This window comes from Nitrosospira sp. Nsp11, from assembly GCF_900142705.1.
In the GTDB taxonomy this organism is placed as follows: domain Bacteria; phylum Pseudomonadota; class Gammaproteobacteria; order Burkholderiales; family Nitrosomonadaceae; genus Nitrosospira.
In genome coordinates, this window is the sequence record NZ_FRBV01000001.1 from 288,052 (window position 1) to 308,067 (window position 20,016).

The window sequence follows — 20,016 nt, forward strand, 5'->3', positions numbered from 1 at the left end:
TGGCGATAGATCCCACTCTCTGCAGCATTGTTAAAGAGTAGGCGGCATCATGCCGCGATGAAATATCCAGGCAACGCCATAAGCAATCGGCGCAATGATCCCGAACAAGGCAATTGCATAAAGGAGTGCCAGTTTGCCCATTCCCCTGAGTTTGCTGAAATCGGTTATGACACCAATGCTGAGGAAAGTCAGCATGAACATCATGGTACGCATGGACCCTTCCACCGGGGTCGCAGCTTCATGCAAAGTTTTGGCAATTTCCGGCCCGCTGGAAGCAATGGCGATATATGAAAACCACACCAGAAGGTAGCCCAATACGAATTTAGGAAATCGGTGCCAGATTTCCATGAGTCCGATTTTGGATTGCCCAGGTTGACGCTCCACCTTGTATACCCATACAAGCGCCAATACAAAAGCCCAAACGCCAATAAACATATCGATCCAGATTTTAGTGGTCAGCGAAGCCATTAAAATCCAGCCTTCCTTCCATCTCACACCCAGATTAGCCTCGGCGTTTGCCCGCATTAATTCATCGAGCATCGCTCCGGCGGCTGCATCCGCGCCGTCAGTTTTGACCGTCAACCCCAGAGCAGAACCATTAACGATCGGCTGGTTCGGGGCTATTGCGGTATAAAAACCGGGCAGTATGATGAGCTCGAACATGGCGAAGATTACCACCAGTATCGAGACGACGACTGGAATGACCGGGCGGGCGCGAATGGCACCGGCGGTGGCAATGGCGGCCGATACGCCGCAAATGGAAATACCGGAAGCGAGCACAGCCGAAGCATCGCGTGATAGACGGAACACCCTGCGGCCGAGAGCATACACAATGGGCCAGAACAACATATATGCAACAAAGGTTGCGGCAACACCGGTCATGACCAGTTCGGTAATGAAACCGGCCGCCTCGATGGACATGACACCAATTTTTATACCCAGGAACACGATTGCTGTTTTGATAAACCATTCAGGTTTCGCTGCTTCGCTGAGAAACCCGGCAGTGCCCTTGAAAAAATTTCCGATAATCAGCCCAATCAAGAGGGCCAGCAGGTAAGAGAATCCACCTCCAAGCGACAATCCCCAGGATAAGCCAAATTTGGCGAACTCATTAACAGACACCTTGAAATGTGCTTCCTGTCCAATGATCCATATTATCCAGGTCATTACAAAAAGCACGGTCCATCCCGCCAGGAACCGTTTTAGATCGAATTTCATCGCCCATGCCGCCACACAAGTCAGCGTGGTAAATACCAGATAGGTTACCAGCCATGAAAGTGTCGGATGCCAGCCCAGCTTGCCGCTGGGTTTCAATACACCCTCAAGAGAAAATTCTCCCCATACCCAGGTGTTGGGTTTCGCCATCCAGCCGGTTAGATCCAATCCCCAGAGCGAACTGACGCTTGCGAGGAACATGGTGAGCCCCAGCCAGACCGCCCACCAGTCTTCTGTTCTCGCCATGCCGGAATACCACTTTCTGTTCATTTCACTTATTTCCTGCTCCGATTATTGCGCTGCCGATATCGGTGATTTCAAATCCAACCGGATGTAGCGGTTGAAGTAATGAGAGGCGTACTGCCGTATCCAGGTCGGGATACAGTTATAGTCAAACACCATGAATACGGTAACGTGACTATTCTCGGGGAATAATTGCCTATCCAGCAGACATCTGGTCAGTTCCTGGTCCAGTTCGAGCAAAGTCTCTCCAAAGGCTTCGAAACTTTGATGGTATGCGATCCAGTTGATGCCATCATGCACCAACCGGACCTCCAGATCGGCTTTCATCCGTTTATGCGGGAAGCAGGAACATGTCTACCAAAATACCCAGGATTACAAGTCCCGCGATACCGATGCCTATGCTCCACAAGCACAGCTGGGTTTCCCACTTTTCCCAGGGTTCAGGTTCGCCCAGAACAGATTGATTGGATAATAAGTTGCCGACATTTTCAAATAAATGATCGGCCATCTCATTCTTTTTATCATTTTTTGTCATGGTGTTTCTTTCTCTATAAGGTCCTTTTTATTTTAACGCAGGTCAGGAAAAATGCCGATAGGGTCAGCATCGAGCTATCTTCAGTTTCGCCCGAGCAGCAGGCGAAACTGAAGCTTGTATGAGGTGGATGCGGACAAGCACGATTAGCAGGCGGCATAAAAATGGCGGATAAGTCCGTTATCTATAATGAGTGGGAGTCTTACCCCATAGCTCCAGGATCGGGAAGCACTTCAGCTAACTCTTCCATTCATTATAAATATGGAAAAAACGAAAATATCTCCTATATTTCATAGATGACAGATCTCGGAAGGCTTTAAATTTCTTTCTTCGGTTCAGTCTATCCTGAAGATAGGCCAAGTCCCGGCAACCGCATGGAGAAGTTGCACGAGGTCAGCGCGGTAAAAATGAAGAATCAGCAATCCAAATTCATGGATGCTCGTCAGCCATTAAGACCAAAAGGATCATGAGCAAGAAGGATTACGAAATGAAGAAACTTGCGCTGGTAACAGTTCTATTATTGAGTACTACTGGCTGTATTGGAAACCTTAGTAGTGTTCATCGCGTGCTTGAGGTTTCGAATGGAGAGGGAGCGTTGATTGATATAAAGCAACGCGCCATTATGTCGTCGGTCGTACCTATCTATGATGAGCATGGAAGAAAGATCAGGACTGAAACAAGAGTTTGCGCAGAAGCGAGTCCGGATGCCCTTTCGGCATATGCAGCGGAATTGGCAGCAAAAGCGGATTCCGGAAAAATTGGTGCGGAACTGGCTGCCGCATTTCAGGAGGGATCGTCCTACGTTGGAATGAGAACGCCGACCATTCAATCACTTCGCGATGCATCTTATCGATTGTGTGAAAGCTATCTCAACAATGCTATCAGCGGGGCAGAATACGGCTGGCAGCTCCGCCGCTTCCAGCGCAACATGGTCGTATTGGCTGCCTGGAGCAACTGACAGGTACGATACGTGCGCCGTCTGTCACCATTAAAATGCGAGGTCAAGCAGAGGCGGCAAAATCACTATCCGAAATTACTGCCGAAAAGCAAAAGATAGATTCAAAAATCGCTGAACTGGAAAACGGAACGGTAGAGGAAAAAGAGAAAAATAAAGACACGCTGGCAGCAATGAAAAAAAATAGCCAAATCATGAATGACGCAATCCTAAACGCCACGGGCCTGATTGCCGGGGGGGCGGCGACTACTTCAGTCGAAAGTCTCAATGTTCCACAAGCTACGCCTCAATACATCGCTTCGGTATCAAAAGACATCCTGGAAATGGTTTCAAAAATTATTGAACAGGACGATAGAGGGCAGTTATGTTTCATTTATCTTAGCTCGCTTCTTAAAGAAGCATTGGCGAAACCCGTAAACAAAGATCTTGAAGATATCTGCGTAGCTTTTCTGTCTGATCAAACTGCTGGAGTGAAACGCCACTCCGCAGAGTCCGCTTCTGATACGCTCACCTCGGCGCAAATTCCAGATACTACAAAAAAACGCCAAATCAATAAAGCGAAGGAGACAAAATGAAAATATATATCATTTTTATCGCTCTTCTTCTCGCCGCTACAAGTGTCATGGCTCAGGATATCAACGACGCTGTAATAGCACAATATCGGGATAAATCAAAGAATGCCTGGGATAAGGCGCAGAAAACGCAAACCCGGGAAAATTGGCTGGAAGCCGTGAAATATGCTTTCGTTTATAGAGAACTTAGTGCAATCAATAAGGCCGATGAAGCCGATTTAAATGAATTGGATAAATTCGTTAAAAAGGCCCAAGATAAAGTTCTGGACGAAAAAAAATGGGAACCTGTCGAAATAATAAAGAAAAGAATAGAGGACCAGTGAAGAACTGGTGAGCACGCCCATGCTGCCCGCTGTATGCAGACCGGATGAGCTTTATCCAAAATAATAGGGAATGCGGAATCAGTCTCTAACCGAAATGCTGTAAGAACCCGTGCCGGCTGGGCTGTAGTGCCTGACCTGGGCATAGTAAACGCCAGACGCAAGGTTGACAGCAATCCTTGAATTGGTTCCGGGACCGCTATCATCATCCTGGGTGATGAATGTGGCTGGATTATCGGGGCCAAATAATGTAAGGAAGCAGTCGGTGCTGCCAGCGGTCTCGATTGTATGCGTGCCGGGATTCATTACCGTGAATGTATACATATCCCGCTCATTCGCAGCAGCGATCGTTCCCTGCGCTGCCGGACCGTTCACCTGAATGGTGGGGATACCGGGCTGGGACGCCGATCCGCTTACGGAGATACTATAGCTCCCGACTGATGAGCCGCTATAGTGCCGCACGCGTACATAATAGGTCCCCGCCGACAAATTTCTTTCAATCCGCGAATTCGCGCCTGGTCCGCTGTCGTCATCCTCAGTAATGATTGCCGCCATGTCGTTGGGGCCATACAGGCCGGTCACCACGTCGGTTGGACCCTGAGTCTCGATGACATGGCTTCCAGACGTAGTCACGACGAAACTATATATATCAATTTCTCCTGCCTGCCCTATCGAAGCCGAGGTAGCGGGCGCGCCAACGGTAAGGGGCACGACCTCTGGAGACACCACCCCCTCGTCGTCATACGTATAGCCGAGCGCATGATGATCGAGAACGCTTAGCGGCGTAGGCGGTGACGCCTCATTATCCCATGGCGGCATCGGATCGTCCCGGCCGTGACCCGCCACTACATTGGGGGTACCGCTGGGCGGCAAATAAATTGCCGCAGGATTTTCCCTTTGCCATTCCGCCCATAGCCGATCGATATTGCAATGGTGCAGCCAGAACACGGGGTCATTGGGAGATGCCATGGCCATCATCGACCCACCAACCCACATGTGCCCCGGATTGTGAATGACCGATTCCAGTCGATTACGAAAACTTGTGTTAGTGCTGCTATTGGAGTTCCAGGGTGCGGAATCATACGGAACCACATTCAGGGTGGCACTGACACCCTGTTGAGTCGGCAGCGACCCCATTGCGCCAAAAGCGCGCGTAAGAAAAGTGGTTGTATCGCCGGGATCACGGACCGTAAGAGTCCATTCTCCGGTCGAAAATGCAAAGGGCCCTGTGGTAACCTGCCGGCTGGCACCTGTTCCATTGCCGCCCATGAGATCCGAGGCCCAAAGCGAGGCTCCCGCCGTCCTGTCGACTGTCCAGTCCCAATAGGGTATGGAAACACTTGAATCGATCTGCTGGAGAGCAAGCTCGAATCGTCGAAGATACTCACGGTGCCACGGCAAAAAGGCTGGGCCGCGGTGCGCAGGATCATTGGGGCTGGCCATAAAGGCGGCGCGATGTTGAGCAACGAACATATCGTAGTCGCCGTTTGCCTTCAGCGCTTTCACCGCAGCGACGAATGCCGCTTTCTCGGCGGCTGTCAGGCTGGACTGATTTTTTCGGATCCCCATATTATTCCCCCGTTTCCCTGTAGTCGATAATCTTCCTGGCCAAGTCGACTGGCGAAGGTTGAGGATCGAAGGCAAAGCCGGATGCAATATATTTCCCACCTGCATCGCGCATCGTGAAGATTCGCTCCCCATCGATGTATAGTTCAGTCCCCTCGGCGCCCGCTTCGTCTTCTCTGATCCCTGCCGTCGCTCTCGCGGTAGAGGCCTCCGCTCCAGTTCGAAGGATAATCTCCCGGCCTCTATAGGTTTCACGTTGCTCCGCCATTTTTCCCCCTTGCAAATATGAGTTCCAGACCAAATCAAAAACACAACACGGCACATGAGCTGGTTATTTTTAATATAGATCATCTCATTGAAAATGCCAGGAAAGCTGATACGCCGAATTGCATCAAATCAAATACAACCGCCGGAAAATATTCCAGGAAATAACGTTGCGTGCTAAAAGTTACCGAAAGGAGACCACAATATGAAAAAAAATTTTCGTGCGAATATTTTGAAACGATTAAAACGCTATGCCAGATGCCAGGAAGGTCGGTCAGCAGCCAGTTCGGGATGGCTCTGCTGTAAGTTCCCACATGGGCGCATCAGCCTGACGGTCCTGCCCATCTTACAAATCCCCACGAAGAAACTACGATAGTACCTTTCCTCTACCCTTAAATTTTTAACACATGACAATACAAACGAATACGACCAGGGCAGATGATTCACCGATACGACTGGTGGTTCACGGTGGCGCCGGTACTATCACGCGCAGCAAGCTGACAAAGGAACTGGAGCAGGCTTATACGCAGGTGCTTGCGCAATCGCTGACCGCCGGCCATGCAGTGCTTGAAGCAGGCGGCAGCAGCATCGATGCCGTGATTGCAGCGATCGTGGTGATGGAAGATTCACCTTTATTCAATGCCGGCAAAGGCGCCGTGTTCAGTAATGCCGGCCGCATTGAGCTGGATGCATCTATCATGGAGGGCTCCACGCGCATGGCAGGTTCTGTTGCCGCCGTTACGACCATACGCAACCCCATCCGCGCCGCGAACGCCGTAATGACGAAAAGCGCGCATGTGATGCTGATGGGCCAGGGCGCCGATGCCTTTGCCGCCGAGATGGGCCTGGAGATCGTTGATCCTTCCTATTTCTACACCCAATTCCGGTGGAACCAGTTGCAAAAAGCCATTGCCGAAGAACGCCTGATGCAGGACCATGATGTGGTTCCCGATACGCCTCAGCCCCAGATGGATAAAAAGCGCGGAACGGTGGGTGCCGTGGCGCTGGATCGCCATGGCAATCTCGCCGCCGGCACATCGACTGGCGGGGTTACAAACAAGCGCTTCGGGCGTGTAGGGGATTCGCCCGTCATCGGCGCCGGAACCTACGCGGACAACCATTCGGTTGCTGTATCCGCGACCGGCACCGGAGAAATATTCATTCGCACCGTAGCTGCATTCAACACAGCGGCACAGGTACGGTTGCAGCACATTCCAATTATCGAGGCGGCGGATAATACGCTGGCGGAAATTGCTGCCCTCGGCGGTGATGGCGGCTTGATCGTGCTAGATGCAAAAGGTAATTATGCAATGCGTTTCAACACCAGGGGCATGTACCGTGGCACTATCGGCAGCGATGGTATCGTGCAAGTAGGCATGTTCGCCGCCGACGATAGAGCGGTATCCACATCCAACTCACACGATACTCGATAAAACCGAGCCGCCTGGGGTCAGCGCAAAGAGGTCAGCCCAAAGGCAATTTCCCCAACACTTCCGGACAGCTTTTGTGGATTTTGTGGATAACAGAACCAAGAACTGAAGATTGATTTTATCGCCACTTCACCCGGACTGGAATTCCACCTTTGGGGCGCAGGGTTACCGCCATCTCAACCTCGACTTCATCCGTGTCAAGCAACTGTAAATCACAGTGCTGAACGATTATGCTGAGCAGAAGCTGGCTTTCCAGTAATGCAAAATGACTACCTATGCAGATGCGTTCACCTGTCCCGAAAGGCATAAACGAAAACCTGCGATGCTCGGGTATTAAAAACCGTTCAGGGTCGAACTGCTCGGATTGTGGCCAAAAATCAGCATGATGATGAAGATTGAAAATACTGAATATCGCAAGTCTGCCAGCCTTTAACATATAGCCATCAACCTCGGTATCCTTATTGACTCTACGCAGCATAATGCCGGCAGGTGGACGGAAGCGCATCGATTCATTGAGTACCGCTTTAGTATAAACAAGCTGCTGCAGATCTGCCGCGTCCGGTATTTTTCCTTGCAGCAGGCCGTCAAGTTCCTGGCGCAGCTTAGCGAGTACGTCTGGATGCCGGGCCAGTAAATATAAGGTCCAGCTCAACAAATTCGCGGTAGTTTCATGGCCTGCACCAAAAATGGTGATGACTTCATCCCGAAGCTGCCTGTCGGTCATCTTTTCACCAGTGTTGTCATCGCTTGCTTTTAACAGCATATTCAGCAAGTCGTTGTGCGTGGATGGCGTAGCACGACGCTCATTGATGATTCCGTAAATGACCCCGTCGATTATCCCCAAAGCCTGTTTGAATTTTTGATTGGCCGGGGTGGGTACATATAACGGGAGCATCAAAGGATTCACGATGGTTTTAGCGGCATACCTCAGCAAGATGTCCAGAGATGGCGATATCTGTTCTATCTTGTCGAGGACGCTGGTGCTGAACATGGTCTGGGTGATCCCCTCCAGCGTCAACTGCGTCATCTCCCTGGACAGGTTAATCTCCGCACCTTCACCCAGCTTCCGCCATCTATCCAGCATATTGCTGCCAGCGGTGGCGATTTGCGGCAACAGCGTGGTTATATTGCTTCGCTGAAAAACCGGCTGTATCAACCGCCGTTGCCTTTGCCATAAATCGCCTTGGCTTGTTACTAATCCCTGCCCCAAAACCAATTCCAGGCCAGTTGGTTTTCCGTCACCGTGTATTTTTACAAAAACATCGCTTTGCTTGATCAGGGCTTGCTCAAACAGCTTCGGGTGACCGAACAGATAAATTTGGCGGGCAGCTAACCTGAAGCTGACCAGGTCACCGTACTCTCGCTGCCAGTCACAAAGGGCCTGAAACGGATTCGCGATCATCTGGCTTAAATTGCCCAGCAGAAAATTGCCTTTGACCTGTGGAACTGTTTTGTTATGCGGCATCGTCAACATCGTCAATACGGTTAGAAGTTTCGATCATGAGTTCATCAGCATTCAATTCTGCGCATGCACGGATCAGATGCAATAAGGCTAACAAAAGCAAACCCACTATATGTTCTTGTCCAGCTTTCGCCAATGGTCCTGATAGAACTGGGTGCTGCCGATCAAACGACCCATCCGCTTGACCTTGTTACCGAGATTCAAGATGAATTATTTTGGATATCATTGATCAAACGGTAGGGTAAGCGCATGATCAACCTGCGCTACGGATAAACCCACTAGACTATTACCATTAAACCTTTTTTTTACTGATACTTGCTGCCATGCTTTATCTGATATTGGTCTGTTTTATCGCTCTCCTGGTTGTCGGGCCTTCCTACTGGGTCAAACATACCATGGAAAAATATAGTGAACCGGCTGATCGCTATTCATTCACCGGAGCACAACTGGCTCGCAAGTTGCTGGATAAGGCCAATTTACAACATATCGCGGTGGAGGCAACCGAATTAGGCGACCACTATGATCCGTTGAAAAAAGTAGTCCGTCTCACACCGGAAAAATTCAACGGCCGCTCACTGACAGCCATAACGGTTGCAGCGCATGAAGTCGGCCATGCGATTCAGCATCAGGATAACTACCCGCCTCTTGCCTTGCGTACCAAGCTGGTGCAGTGGGCTGCGCCTGCGGAGAAACTAGGCGCCGGCATCCTGATGCTGTCTCCTGTGATTATGGGGCTATTGCGCTCTCCCTCGGCGGGATTGCTATTTCTTGTAGGCGGCATCCTGACACTGGGAAGCGCGACGCTTGTGCACGCACTAACCTTGCCGATGGAATTGAATGCGAGCTTTGCCCGTGCCCTGCCGATTTTGGAGCGAGAGCGTTATCTGATCGACGGGGACATGCCGCATGCCCGGCGTTTGCTCAACGCCGCAGCATGGACTTATGTTGCAGCTTCCCTGATGACACTTCTCAATATGGCGCGTTGGTTTGCGATTCTACGCCGATGATTGAAGTTGAAATATGTAGAATGTTAACGTCAGAACGACGTCAGCCAAGGAATCCAAATTTCTCTTCTATTGATGAATAACAGGTTCGGACACGATTGATCGTAGCTGAGATGAAGATTAGAAGACCCTATTGCTTTCAACACGTCTAGAGCGTATAGCAAACGATAGAATCCAATGTTTATCAATATTACTTTTATGTATGGACACTGCTAAAAGGCTGGATACACCCTTGGTCCACTTCCCTGGAGCGAGCAGACTCTAACTAAGGCTTACTGGAATAATTTCTCAGCCACGCAACGCGCGGTAAAAGAACATCCGGGCAGAGAATTCCAAGAACGTAGTCTGTCTCTCAGATCTGTTTTGCGCATATTCAATAAGGCGGCGGCTTTATTCCTCCTACATGTCGAGCGTTTTCATCAACAGGCATATCAGGGGGAAATATTTAGACGTAATCGTCATCAGGAACTTTGCCGACTTGAAGAAGAACTTCAGGATGCTGTTTATTTATTTGCTTCCTCAGCTATGACCCTCGTAGATCAATCACGAGCTTTGAGTAAAAAGATCACGATTTCTGGTTACTCTGCACGAATCAGCGCTGACTTTGAGAAAAATGGTTCGCACAAGTTTATACAAGAGCTGAGGAATGACGTTGTGCATATCACATTGCATAAGCCCAACTGGCATATAAGTACGGAGAAGGATGGTACGCGAATAACCAAGTTTCTACTCTATCCTCACCAGCTGGCACGTGCAGAAAAGTACAATCTCTACGCGAAAAATTACCTTCAGAAGAATCCCAATGGGATTAATCTGGGTGCTTTATTTGCAGAGTATCAAACACTGGTTAACGGATTTCAGGAATGGCTGCAGAAAGCTATATCTAGCGTTGTTGGTACGGAAATCTCAGATTATCTCCGATGTCGTCTATATGTGAACCGGTTAGGTGCTCGTCCTGCTTGGAATTTAATCCTGTGCCAAGTTGTTGCTGGGGCAAAAAACCCATACAACTACCTCGACCAATTCTTAACCGAGAAAGAAATGGTGGAAGTGCTTGCACTTCCCCATCAAAGCGCTGCACAAGTTGATCTGATCATACGGATTATCGATGAATACGGCGCCTGTGACGACGAATTGCGCAGCCTTGTATACAAGGCTTTTAACATTCACGAGGAAAAAATGCTCGAACCTTGATTATCACATCAATGCACATCAATGGGGTCAGGTCTTGCTATTTGCTATAGCCTACGTGACCAGCGTTATTATGATGGTCATATCTACGGGGTCAGGTTCGATTGATCTTGAATTGCTCCGATCGCCTATCTCCACCCTTGGCCGCAGGCTTTACCCGTCTTTTCAATTTCTCTTGAATACTTTGCTTGAACCTATCATTTCCCAATACCCAAGCTTTGTTTGTTGCCTCTCTAATCGCGTTAATGCTCTCTTTAGAAACCGGATGCTCGAATAGCTGCTGGTATGCACTCCGGCATTCCTCGTCAGTTTGTCCCAAACGTCGATATTCAGGATGCGGATTCACTAAGTTATCGGTCTGGCCCAAAGCATTGTAACCATAGCTTGACCAGCGGTATTCGGATGGATGCGCTACCATGCCTGCACGTACTGGATTGAGTTCTATGTAGCGCATGCAGGTCAGCAAATACGCCTCGGTATCAATCAAAGTGGCTTTGTAGCGCCCTTCCCATAATGTACCGGTGCGCCGGTAGCAATGATTGAAAAACTGCACATAATAACGCCCAAGCATTTGCAAGGCTTTGCTCAAGCTCTGCTCTTCCTGGGGAGTGACGAGCAAGTGCACGTGGTTGGTCATCAACACATAGGCGTGAATGTCACAACCATGCTTTTCGCAGGCTAACCGCAGCTTATCAAGATAGAACCGATAATCCGCCTCTGCACAGAAAATCTCGATCCGATTATTGCCACGTAAGATGACGTGCTGCGGTTGGCCGGGAAGGATAAATCTCGGTAAGCGCGCCATTTGCAATTCCTGTTGCGAAAAAGTTTCCAGTATACTTCGTCGTTATTCCATAATCAATCGAGTCTGACCCTACTGATTACTAGTCTGAAACCGCGAGCCTAGCTGAGTCTTGATTGGCGCCCTGAACACGAATCAAACGTGTGCTAATTACTGGGAGCAGGTCACCATTACATATAACATTAATCTCCAAAAAAAGGCCTTAGCTCGTCCTCAAACGGTTCGTTGTACAAGAATTTATAGAGCCTATATTCGAGCAAACGCCGACTTAATACTTCAATAGCGGTTTCGACAATTTTTACCAACGCATCATTATCTCCAATCGATAATTTCGCAAAAGCTCCGAAGCTTAAGCCTGCCCCCCCCGCACTACGGAGAGTTGTTCCTAAAACCATCTTTGATCCATCGGCTATATTGCTAGATATATGTCTCATTGCCTTCAACTCAATCTCTGATATTCCAAATTCTTTTTCAGCGACTAACGGAGGTCCATTAAAAAATTTATCCTTTAATGTTAAAACCGTGGGTTGAAGATTAGATTCAGTGAGATAGTCAGGCTTATCCTCTTCTTTTAGATAAAGTAATTCATACAGAGGCAACAATTTTTTTGGATCCTCTTTGGATGCTATCGTTTTTGATGTTTGGTTATAGGATTGCTTATAGCTTATCTTATTCGTTGAGTTCGCCGTGACGGGAGTAGGAAATGCAAATTCAGATAACGCCTCAAGAAAAACTGTGGTAAGACCGATCAAAGCGTCGTTATCGGTCGACACGGTGAAAACCCCTTCTTGATTAAATCCGATGCTCTTAGATGGTTTCGCTAGCTTTGTTCCGTCCCGTAGAACAAAATCTCCTTTGTAGTAAGTTTTGGCATAGGTTAATAGTACTTTGCTGAATACAAGTTTGTCGTCCGCGTCTTTTATCTTTTGTTTAACTTTGTTATCTGAAGAAGCTCTTACATACTCTTTATGCATCGCGTCTATAAATTCACGCATTCCAGAATACCCCATACTCATATCTCCATTTTCCCCGCACTGACTCTTCATCAGTTCTTTCATAGTACCTGCGCTCGCCATCTCATCTGAGAGTGGTGCCTTATCTTCGTAGTATTTTGGTCCTGGAGCGGGTTGGGGATTATTAGAACTATTTTGACACTTATGACCTTTACCAAGCACCTGATCCGCCAATATTTTTAAACCTTGATTGTTTTTGTTATCTCTCGGAAGTTTTTTGAAGAAGATGCTGTTTTCCGGTTCTGTTAGGTTTTTGGCAGGTTCTATAATTGATAGTGAGCTGCATCCAGATAAAAAGATAACAATCCCAGAAGCCAATATGGAGAAAAGCGATTTTTTATTCATTTTTTTACCTTTCAAATGAAAAGATCAATTAAGAATGAAGTCACCCTCATGCTTGTATGGCTATTTTAAGTATAGTGACGGAACTAGGATTTACAAGAAATTGACGTTCTTCCGGAAAATTGATACAGGTTAAAACTGGAGGTAGGATTGCTTCCCGAGGCCCCGAACGGGCAAGGAGAAGTGATGAAGAAGTCGAGATTCACGGAGGAGCAAATCATTTATGCGCTGCGGTTGGCTGACAGCGGCAAGGCGGTGGTTGATGGGTGCCGGCAGCTTGGCGTGTCGGAGGCCACATGCGGACCTGGGTGTGAGCGAGCTGCGCAAGCTCAAGCAGATCGAGGATGAGAATGCAAGGCTGCGACGCATCGTGGCCGACCTGACGCTGGACAAGCAGATCCTGCAGGAGGTAGTGCGAAAAAAACTCTGAAGGCTGCCAAGCGGCGCGAGCTGGCAGCCTGGATGCAGGAGCGTTTCAAAATCAGTGTGCATCGATCATGTCACCTGGCGTTGCTGCAGCGCTCGTCGGTATGCCAAGAGTATGGCGCGTGATCAAAGCGCATTGTGCCAGCGCAGACGCGACATCGCCATGAATCGTCCCAGGTTTGGCTACCTACGGGTGCTAGTGATACTCAAGCGCGAAGGTTGGCAGGTGGGCAAAAAACGCGTGTACCTTGCGAACCAGTCGGGCGACACCGGATTTGGATATACCTATTTATCGACTTTGGCGGTTGAAAGGGTAAATCCTGCATCGTGTAAAGTTTTGGCGGCTGCTTCAGCATTTTCTTCCCACAGGTCGGCTAGCAGAACATGCTTACCTGCACTGACCCTTCTTGCGATAGCTAGCCCAATTGAACCAGTGCCGATTAAAACATTTACGTTCCCCATGCGAATTTTCCTCTTTATGATTTGCCAATAACATGCGATAGCGATGGGGTCAGACTCGATCGATCTTGAATTGCTCCGATCGTCTATCTCCACCCTTGGCCGCAGGCTCTACCCGTCTCTTCAATTTCTCTTGAATACTTTGCTTGAACCGGTCGTTTCCCAATACCCACGCCTTGTTGGTTGCCTCTCTGATTGCGTTAATGCACTCTTCGGAAATCGGGTACTCAAATAGCTGCTGGTATGCACTCCGGCATTCCTCGTCAGTTCTTCCCAATCGCAGGTATTCAGGATGTGGAGTTACCAAGTTATCGGTTTGGCCCCAGGCGTTGTAGCCATAGCTTGACCAGCGGTATTCGGATGGATGGGCTACCATGCCTGCACGTACTGGATTGAGTTCTATGTAGCGCATGCAGGTCAACAAATATGTCTCGGTATCAATCAGGGTAGCTTTGTAGCGCCCTTCCCATAATGTACCGGTGCGCCGATAGCAATGATTGAAAAACTGCACATAATAACGTCCCAGCATTTGCAAGGCTTTGCTCAAACTCTGCTCTTCGTGGGGTGTGATGAGTAAGTGTACGTGGTTGGTCATCAGCACATAGGCGTGAATGTCACAACCATGCTTTTCACAGGCTAGCCGCAGCTTATCAAAATAGAACCGATAATCGGCCTCTGCACAGAAAATCTCAGTCCGATTATTGCCACGTAAAATTACGTGCTGCGGTTGACCAGGAAGGATAAATCTCGGTAAGCGCGCCATTTGCAATTCCTGCTACGGAAGAGTTTCCAGTATACTTCGTCGGCATCCCATAATCAATCGAGTCTGACCCTACTGATTACCATGGATCTGATAACCGCAATTACTCTTGTCGCAAGACGCTATCTCGCACCAACAGTAATCGTTATTTTGGTGCTCGCTAGTGGTATGTCATACGTTTGGAGCGAGTACAAGGATCTCTTAAAGGAGCGAAAATCCTTGGACGATGAAATAGTTCGTTCGGAAAGAAATCGTGCTGATGCTTCAATAGCACTGATCGCACAAAAGGCCGAACTCGAAAAGCGTGAGTTCGTTCTTCAGCAACTTGAAAGACAAAACAAAGAAAAGCTAGCTGCGCTTCAGCAACGTGCTAGTGAATATGACGCGGCCTTTGGAAAATTGCAGCAGGCACAATCTTCTGTGGGCGAAGCCCAAAGACAGAAAGAGGTTGAAGACAAGATTCAAACCCTCATGTCGGAGTTCTCCGCGATGGGGGTAAACCTGGATGATCCTGTTCGCTGCGGAGATACTGACGGCCAAGCCCGTTTCAATGCAGCGAAAGCGAAGTATACGGAGATTTATACGTTGGCGGAGGCCAATCGGATGACGAAGAGATTTAATAATTTCCTCTTCCATAACGAACCGTCCGGGTGGCATTCATGCCAGCGCTGAAAATCTATGGAGCATATCATGGGGGTCCCTTGGGGTCAGGTCTTGCTATTTGCCATAACCTGCGAGATCAGCCGCATGACGGCAACCTCATCTGATGATGTTGCTGTTACCGTCAAATTTACTGCCGGCTACGTCGAATTATAATAGCCGAGCTTAGATTTATTGGACAACAAAAAACCCGCAAGCCTTTATTCATGCGGGTTTCTTGGGTTTCTTGGGTTTCTTGGGTTTCTTTGGACGTTGTTAAACGTTTAATTGGTGGAGGCGGCGGGAATCGAACCCGCGTCCGCAAATCCTCTACAGACAGTTCTACATACTTAGCCATGTTATTTAATTTTACCTGGCATGCGTCAACTGGCAGACTAATGACAGGCGAGTCACCTATTTTTTAGCGTTCTGTAAAGTGACCCTACCGAACGCGATCCTCGTTAATGGCTCCGCTGCCTGTTGCCAGACCCGGCGTTGAGGCCCACCGGTGCGGAGTCCAGCCGGATTTAAGCGGCTAGAGCGTAACTATCGTCGTTTGCGACTATTGGTTTCCAGATGTATTTACGAGGTAACTGGTCCTCGGTATGCCCTGCACTGCTTTGTAATCCACGTCGAAGCCAGGTCGCCCCCGGCATTCTGTATTTACATCTATTAGATAACTGCGGACCGGAAGAGTTCAATTACCAGTGTTTGGAAATCTTTGGAGAAGCCACTTGAGGTCGGATACCCGACTGTGTTACCCATTAGATGACAGAAGCATTGGTGAAAACTTTCATACGGCGCAATGCGCTTCGCTTATTGGCGCCCTACTCTTTACTTGCTGCATACTACCAGATTTTACAGATAACCGAGCAGTTCTTGCGGTTGATCGATGAGGTATCTCGCTCCCCATGACTCGGGCGGTGCCGCATTGCCCAAGTAGCCGTATCTCGCGACGATGGGTTCCATGCCTGCCGCAAGACTGGCCTGCACGTCACGCAAGTCGTCGCCCAGGTAGACGCATTCGGCCGGCGAGACATCCATCGTGTTGCTGGCTGCAAGTAACGGCTCTGGATGGGGTTTGGAATGCACGGTGTCTCCGCCGCTGATGATGCACGCGAAACGATTGTTCAGGCCTAGCGCCTGCATCAGAGGTATGGAGAAACGCGCCGGTTTATTGGTAACGATGCCCCACGGAATGCTGCGAATATCGAGTTGATCGAGTAATTCGGTTACGCCTTGAAATAGAGATGTTTCATGGCATAACCGTTCGGCGTAAAAATCGAGGAATTCGGCGCGCATCGCATCATAGCCCTTATCGCCGGGTTTGATACCGAACCCAAGACCAAGCAGGCCGCGCGCTCCTGCCGAGGCTTCGGTACGGATATGCTCTATCGGCAGGGCGGCAAGGCCGCGCATGATGCGCTGCCGATTGAGGGCATGACCCAGGTCGGGCGCGGTATCCGCAAGCGTACCGTCGAGATCGAATAGAACGGCTTTAATCATGAATGAGTCATGAATGAGTGATGGCTGAGCTCAATGGCTGAATCAAACAATTCAGGTGCGAGCAAAGGAATTGATGAGCCGACACGGAGAGCAGGCGGTGGCTACGGCTCAGCCTGGTGTCATCCACACGGAAACTCAGCGAGACTTCAAGCGGGACTTCAAGCGCGAATTCAAGCACGAAACGCCATGATGTAGTTGACGTCCGAATCCTGCCCCAATGCATAAACTTTCGTGATGGGGTTGTAAGTCAGGCCAATGATCTCCTCGACGGCTAGCCCTGCATCACGGCCCATGCGGGCCAGTTCGGATGGCTTGATGAATTTTGCGTAATCGTGTGTGCCTCTGGGCAACAGGCTCAGTACATATTCGGCACCGATTATGGCAAAAAGGTACGATTTTGGATTGCGGTTGATGGTTGAGAAGAAAACCCAGCCGCCGGGTTTGACAAGCTGGGCGCAGGCTCTCACGGTGCTCACCGGGCTGGGCACGTGCTCCAGCATTTCCATGCAGGTAACCACATCGTAATGATGGGGCTGTTCTTTGGCAAGTTCTTCTACGGCCACCTTACGGTAATTTACCTGCTTGCGGCTTTCCAGCAGGTGCAGCTTTGCAACTTTGAGCGCTTTATCGCCTAGATCGATACCCGTGACCTGTGCGGCGCGGTCTGACATGCTTTCTGACAAAATGCCGCCGCCACAGCCGACGTCCAGCACAGTTTTGCCTGCAAAACCCGCAAGCTGGTCGATATAATTCAGCCGCAAGGGGTTGATTTCATGCAATGGCTTGAATTCACTGGTCGGGTCCCACCAGCGGTGCGCAAGCTGGCTGAATTTTTCCAATTCAAGCAGGTCAACGTTTACGTTGTCACTTTCCGTCTGTTTACTCATCATGCCTCTATGCGGTTGTTGTTGGCATTGCAGAGCGAAGCGAGACTCATCATCCGGCTTATCTCACATGCCTCCAATCCGCTCTCCATATAACTCTACTGTTTATAGGGCCAACTCTTCAGAAAAATAATGGGTTGTGATGGGCTGCACTGCGTTTCATCCATGCATACTATATAAACCATATAGGCGTATAGGATGGCTTCCCGTTACGTTGCCAGTTCTTCAGCCCTCTTCAGCCCGCTGCCATCTGTCCCCGCCAGAATTCGGCCCTGAGCAACAGCTCCCGCTCATCCAGCGTGGTCAACTCTCCGCAGTTCAGCAGTATCTTACCATTTACCCACACATGGCTCACGTGTTCCCGCCCCGCAGCGTAGACGAGGTGGGAAACAGGATCATAACAGGGCGAAAGTTCGAGGCTGGAAAAATCCAGGGCAATGATGTCGGCTGACTTGCCCGCCACCAACGACCCGGTGAGCGCGCCCAGTCCCAGCGCCCGGGCGCCATTGAGTGTAGCCATTTGCAGCGCCTGCCATGCGGGCAGCATGTTGGCGCCGCCGCTTTGGCCTTTGGCAAGCAGCGCGGTGAAACGCATTTCTTCAAACATATCGAGCCGGTTGTTGCTGGCGGCGCCGTCCGTTCCGATGCCGACGTTAATGTCGGCATTCAGCAGTGAGACTATGGGCGCCAGGCCATTGCCCAGCTTCAGATTGGAAGAAGGACAATGCGCCACGGTGCAGCCTTGCTGCGCCAGCAATTCGATTTCGCCGTTATCCAGGTAGACCATGTGCACCGCGATGAGATTGGGACCGAGAAGGCCGAGCCTGTGCAAACGTTCTATCGGGCGCACCCCGTGAACTTTCACGCTATCGCTGATTTCATCACGGGTTTCATGCAGGTGAATATGGATGGGTAGATCGAGTTGCTCCGCATAGGTGAGAATTTTATTGAATATCCTATCGCTCACCGTATAAGGCGCATGAGGCGCGAAGCAGAACGACAGCAGCGGATGTCGGCTATATTCGTCGCGCAGCGCAAGACCTTTGGCCAGATAATCGTCGGCGTCGCTGGCGTATGCAGTAGGAAAGTCGATGGCGATCATACCGATGCTGGCGCGTATACCCGAAGCAATCGCCGCCCGAGCAGACGCCTCGGGATAAAAATACATGTCGTTAAAGCAGGTGATCCCGCCTCTCAGCATCTCGGCGCAGGCTAACCGGGTGCCATCGAAGACAAAGCCCGAATCGACGTGCCTGGTTTCCGCAGGCCATATGTGATTGTTCAGCCACTCCATTAGCGGCAGATCGTCCGCAATGCCCCGCATCAGCGACATCGCGGCATGGGTATGGAGGTTCACCAGGCCCGGCATCAGCGCGTGATTCTCAAGAACAATATGTTCCTCTGGCGCGAACCGGGCATGGGCCTCGGCACTTGGGACAATTGCGCTGATCACGCCCTTATTGATTGCAACGGCATGGTCGCGCAGCGCCACGCCCGCCGGTTCCACCGGAATTATCCAGCGTGCCTCCAGCAATGTATCGATTTTTTCAGGACAGATCATTATGTGAAAGCTTAGCAAAAAAAAACCCTGCGCGATGGCAGGGTTTTGATTTTAAGTTTGAAGCAGGATTATTTTACTGTCGCCCGTGTGCCGGCCACTTCAACTTCAACGCGACGGTCGGGTTGCAGGCATGCGACCAATGCTTTGGTTTTCTTTTCGCCCTTGCAGGTATCGCCGGTTACCGGATTGGCTTCGCCCTTGCCATCGGTAAAGACGGTATCGGCCGCTATGCTTTTCTCGTTGACCAGGTAGCTTTTGACAGATTCAGCGCGACGCATGGATAATTTCTTGTTGTAGGCATCAGAGCCGATACGGTCAGCGTATCCGATTACAACGATCGTGTCGTATTTGACACCTTCAAGCTTGGAGACAAGGTCATCCAGGGCTTGCTTGCCCTCGGGTTTTAGATTGGCTTTATCGAAATCGAACAGTTGATCGGCGGAGAGCGATACTTTTTCGGGTTCGCCGTAGGTGGTAGCAACAGGGGCAGCGGGTTCGGCAGGCGCTTCGACCGTCTTCTCGGGTTTTGGCATCAATTCAGGATCGCATTCGTAGGTCGCCATGGCAGGCGTCCAGTAGCCTGTGCGCCAACAGTCGCCGGATGAATCCCGGGCTGTAACCCCACGGCCATCACTTGCATATGCCTCGGGTTGCTCCTCAGCCATGGCAGCTCCTGCAACCAGCATTGGCAGAACCATCGCGCCAAGCAAGAGTTTTTTCGTTACCGTATTTTTCATCTATTGCCCCTTTTTCAGAAAAACTTCAATTCAAGATCAAATCATCCCTTAGGTCATGCAAATAACAAACAAAGCCATTTTTTTTGGCCGCGGCACATTATTGCATATTCGCGTTCCGATTATCTAGTTATAT

23 protein-coding genes and 1 other RNA gene are annotated in these 20,016 nt (G+C 49.8%); 9 read left to right on the plus strand and 15 right to left on the minus strand.

Going from position 1 to position 20,016, the window contains the following annotated elements; all coding sequences use genetic code 11:
• Positions 1-30: 30 nt before the first annotated feature.
• From BUA28_RS01510 to BUA28_RS01520, 3 genes are read right to left on the minus strand one after another with little or no spacing between them, the layout of a single operon-like run.
• A complete protein-coding gene (locus BUA28_RS01510; protein WP_256598195.1) occupies positions 31-1,485 on the minus strand; it encodes a putative sulfate exporter family transporter in 1,455 nt (484 codons plus the stop codon).
• 21 nt (positions 1,486-1,506) lie between these two features.
• Positions 1,507-1,785: a DUF5395 domain-containing protein gene (locus BUA28_RS01515; RefSeq protein ID WP_072766371.1), complete on the minus strand. Its 279-nt coding sequence runs from the start codon at positions 1,783-1,785 to the stop codon at positions 1,507-1,509.
• A gap of 4 nt (positions 1,786-1,789) precedes the next feature.
• Positions 1,790-1,993 carry a hypothetical protein gene (locus BUA28_RS01520; protein ID WP_072766372.1) on the minus strand — a complete coding sequence of 68 codons (204 nt, stop codon included), beginning with the start codon at positions 1,991-1,993 and terminating at the stop codon, positions 1,790-1,792.
• A gap of 463 nt (positions 1,994-2,456) precedes the next feature.
• Between BUA28_RS01520 and BUA28_RS01525 the strand changes: the two genes are divergently transcribed.
• Genes BUA28_RS01525 through BUA28_RS01535 form a run of 3 tightly spaced genes read left to right on the plus strand, consistent with a single transcriptional unit; the run spans position 2,457 to position 3,840 of the window.
• Entirely contained in the window at positions 2,457-2,948 is a 492-nt protein-coding gene (locus tag BUA28_RS01525) for a hypothetical protein (RefSeq protein ID WP_072766373.1), read from the plus strand.
• Between the two features lie 35 nt (positions 2,949-2,983).
• Positions 2,984-3,520 carry a hypothetical protein gene (locus tag BUA28_RS01530; protein WP_072766374.1) on the plus strand — a complete coding sequence of 179 codons (537 nt, stop codon included), beginning with the start codon at positions 2,984-2,986 and terminating at the stop codon, positions 3,518-3,520.
• Entirely contained in the window at positions 3,517-3,840 is a 324-nt protein-coding gene (locus BUA28_RS01535) for a hypothetical protein (RefSeq protein WP_072766375.1), read from the plus strand. Before BUA28_RS01530 ends, BUA28_RS01535 begins: the two co-directional genes overlap by 4 nt.
• 78 nt (positions 3,841-3,918) lie before the next feature.
• On the opposite strand, the gene BUA28_RS01540 is transcribed toward BUA28_RS01535, so the two are convergent.
• Entirely contained in the window at positions 3,919-5,406 is a 1,488-nt protein-coding gene (locus tag BUA28_RS01540) for a DVUA0089 family protein (RefSeq protein ID WP_072766376.1), read from the minus strand.
• 1 nt (position 5,407) lies between these two features.
• Positions 5,408-5,671: a tyrosinase family oxidase copper chaperone gene (locus tag BUA28_RS01545; protein WP_072766377.1), complete on the minus strand. Its 264-nt coding sequence runs from the start codon at positions 5,669-5,671 to the stop codon at positions 5,408-5,410.
• Between the two features lie 403 nt (positions 5,672-6,074).
• Here BUA28_RS01545 and BUA28_RS01555 point away from each other — a divergent pair, with 403 nt between their 5' ends.
• Positions 6,075-7,100 (plus strand): isoaspartyl peptidase/L-asparaginase family protein, encoded by a 1,026-nt coding sequence (locus BUA28_RS01555; RefSeq protein ID WP_072766379.1) that lies wholly within the window; start codon positions 6,075-6,077, stop codon positions 7,098-7,100.
• A gap of 115 nt (positions 7,101-7,215) precedes the next feature.
• Here the strand turns inward: BUA28_RS01555 and BUA28_RS01560 are convergent, their stop codons facing one another.
• Positions 7,216-8,562 (minus strand): cytochrome P450, encoded by a 1,347-nt coding sequence (locus BUA28_RS01560; RefSeq protein WP_072766660.1) that lies wholly within the window; start codon positions 8,560-8,562, stop codon positions 7,216-7,218.
• A gap of 320 nt (positions 8,563-8,882) precedes the next feature.
• On the opposite strand from BUA28_RS01560, the gene BUA28_RS01565 reads away from it, so the two are divergent.
• Both BUA28_RS01565 and BUA28_RS01570 read left to right on the plus strand, forming a co-directional pair.
• Entirely contained in the window at positions 8,883-9,566 is a 684-nt protein-coding gene (locus BUA28_RS01565) for a zinc metallopeptidase (protein WP_072766380.1), read from the plus strand.
• 360 nt (positions 9,567-9,926) lie between these two features.
• Positions 9,927-10,757 carry a hypothetical protein gene (locus tag BUA28_RS01570; protein WP_072766381.1) on the plus strand — a complete coding sequence of 277 codons (831 nt, stop codon included), beginning with the start codon at positions 9,927-9,929 and terminating at the stop codon, positions 10,755-10,757.
• Between the two features lie 91 nt (positions 10,758-10,848).
• Here the strand turns inward: BUA28_RS01570 and BUA28_RS01575 are convergent, their stop codons facing one another.
• Together BUA28_RS01575 and BUA28_RS01580 are read right to left on the minus strand one after the other, a co-directional pair.
• The gene (locus BUA28_RS01575) at positions 10,849-11,559 is read right to left on the minus strand and encodes an REP-associated tyrosine transposase (RefSeq protein WP_072766382.1); all 711 of its coding nucleotides are present in this window, start codon (positions 11,557-11,559) and stop codon (positions 10,849-10,851) included.
• A gap of 179 nt (positions 11,560-11,738) precedes the next feature.
• Positions 11,739-12,914, minus strand: coding sequence for a hypothetical protein (locus tag BUA28_RS01580; RefSeq protein ID WP_072766383.1), 1,176 nt, complete (start codon positions 12,912-12,914; stop codon positions 11,739-11,741).
• A 183-nt stretch (positions 12,915-13,097) separates the two neighbouring features.
• On the opposite strand from BUA28_RS01580, the gene BUA28_RS16365 reads away from it, so the two are divergent.
• Positions 13,098-13,259: a transposase gene (locus BUA28_RS16365; RefSeq protein ID WP_083569822.1), complete on the plus strand. Its 162-nt coding sequence runs from the start codon at positions 13,098-13,100 to the stop codon at positions 13,257-13,259.
• Between the two features lie 363 nt (positions 13,260-13,622).
• Here the strand turns inward: BUA28_RS16365 and BUA28_RS01590 are convergent, their stop codons facing one another.
• The gene (locus BUA28_RS01590; RefSeq protein WP_218587209.1) at positions 13,623-13,799 is read right to left on the minus strand and encodes a Rossmann-fold NAD(P)-binding domain-containing protein; all 177 of its coding nucleotides are present in this window, start codon (positions 13,797-13,799) and stop codon (positions 13,623-13,625) included.
• A 49-nt stretch (positions 13,800-13,848) separates the two neighbouring features.
• Positions 13,849-14,559, minus strand: a complete 711-nt coding sequence (locus BUA28_RS01595; RefSeq protein ID WP_072766384.1) for an REP-associated tyrosine transposase — start codon at positions 14,557-14,559, stop codon at positions 13,849-13,851.
• 81 nt (positions 14,560-14,640) lie between these two features.
• Between BUA28_RS01595 and BUA28_RS01600 the strand changes: the two genes are divergently transcribed.
• Both BUA28_RS01600 and BUA28_RS16145 read left to right on the plus strand, forming a co-directional pair.
• The gene (locus BUA28_RS01600) at positions 14,641-15,228 is read left to right on the plus strand and encodes an efflux RND transporter periplasmic adaptor subunit (protein ID WP_143148408.1); all 588 of its coding nucleotides are present in this window, start codon (positions 14,641-14,643) and stop codon (positions 15,226-15,228) included.
• 18 nt (positions 15,229-15,246) lie between these two features.
• Entirely contained in the window at positions 15,247-15,372 is a 126-nt protein-coding gene (locus BUA28_RS16145) for a hypothetical protein (protein ID WP_256598197.1), read from the plus strand.
• Between the two features lie 112 nt (positions 15,373-15,484).
• On the opposite strand, the gene ssrA is transcribed toward BUA28_RS16145, so the two are convergent.
• The 5 genes from ssrA to BUA28_RS01625 form a co-directional block, all read right to left on the minus strand.
• Positions 15,485-15,846: a transfer-messenger RNA gene (gene ssrA, locus BUA28_RS01605) on the minus strand.
• A 207-nt stretch (positions 15,847-16,053) separates the two neighbouring features.
• Complete coding sequence (locus tag BUA28_RS01610; RefSeq protein WP_072766386.1) at positions 16,054-16,701, minus strand: HAD family hydrolase; 648 nt, start codon at positions 16,699-16,701, stop codon at positions 16,054-16,056.
• A 170-nt stretch (positions 16,702-16,871) separates the two neighbouring features.
• On the minus strand, positions 16,872-17,591 hold the full coding sequence (gene ubiG / locus BUA28_RS01615) for a bifunctional 2-polyprenyl-6-hydroxyphenol methylase/3-demethylubiquinol 3-O-methyltransferase UbiG (RefSeq protein WP_072766387.1): 720 nt from the start codon (positions 17,589-17,591) through the stop codon (positions 16,872-16,874).
• Positions 17,592-17,820: 229 nt separating this feature from the next.
• Complete coding sequence (locus BUA28_RS01620) at positions 17,821-19,146, minus strand: TRZ/ATZ family hydrolase (RefSeq protein WP_072766388.1); 1,326 nt, start codon at positions 19,144-19,146, stop codon at positions 17,821-17,823.
• A gap of 68 nt (positions 19,147-19,214) precedes the next feature.
• Complete coding sequence (locus BUA28_RS01625; protein WP_072766389.1) at positions 19,215-19,883, minus strand: OmpA family protein; 669 nt, start codon at positions 19,881-19,883, stop codon at positions 19,215-19,217.
• Positions 19,884-20,016 lie beyond the last annotated feature (133 nt).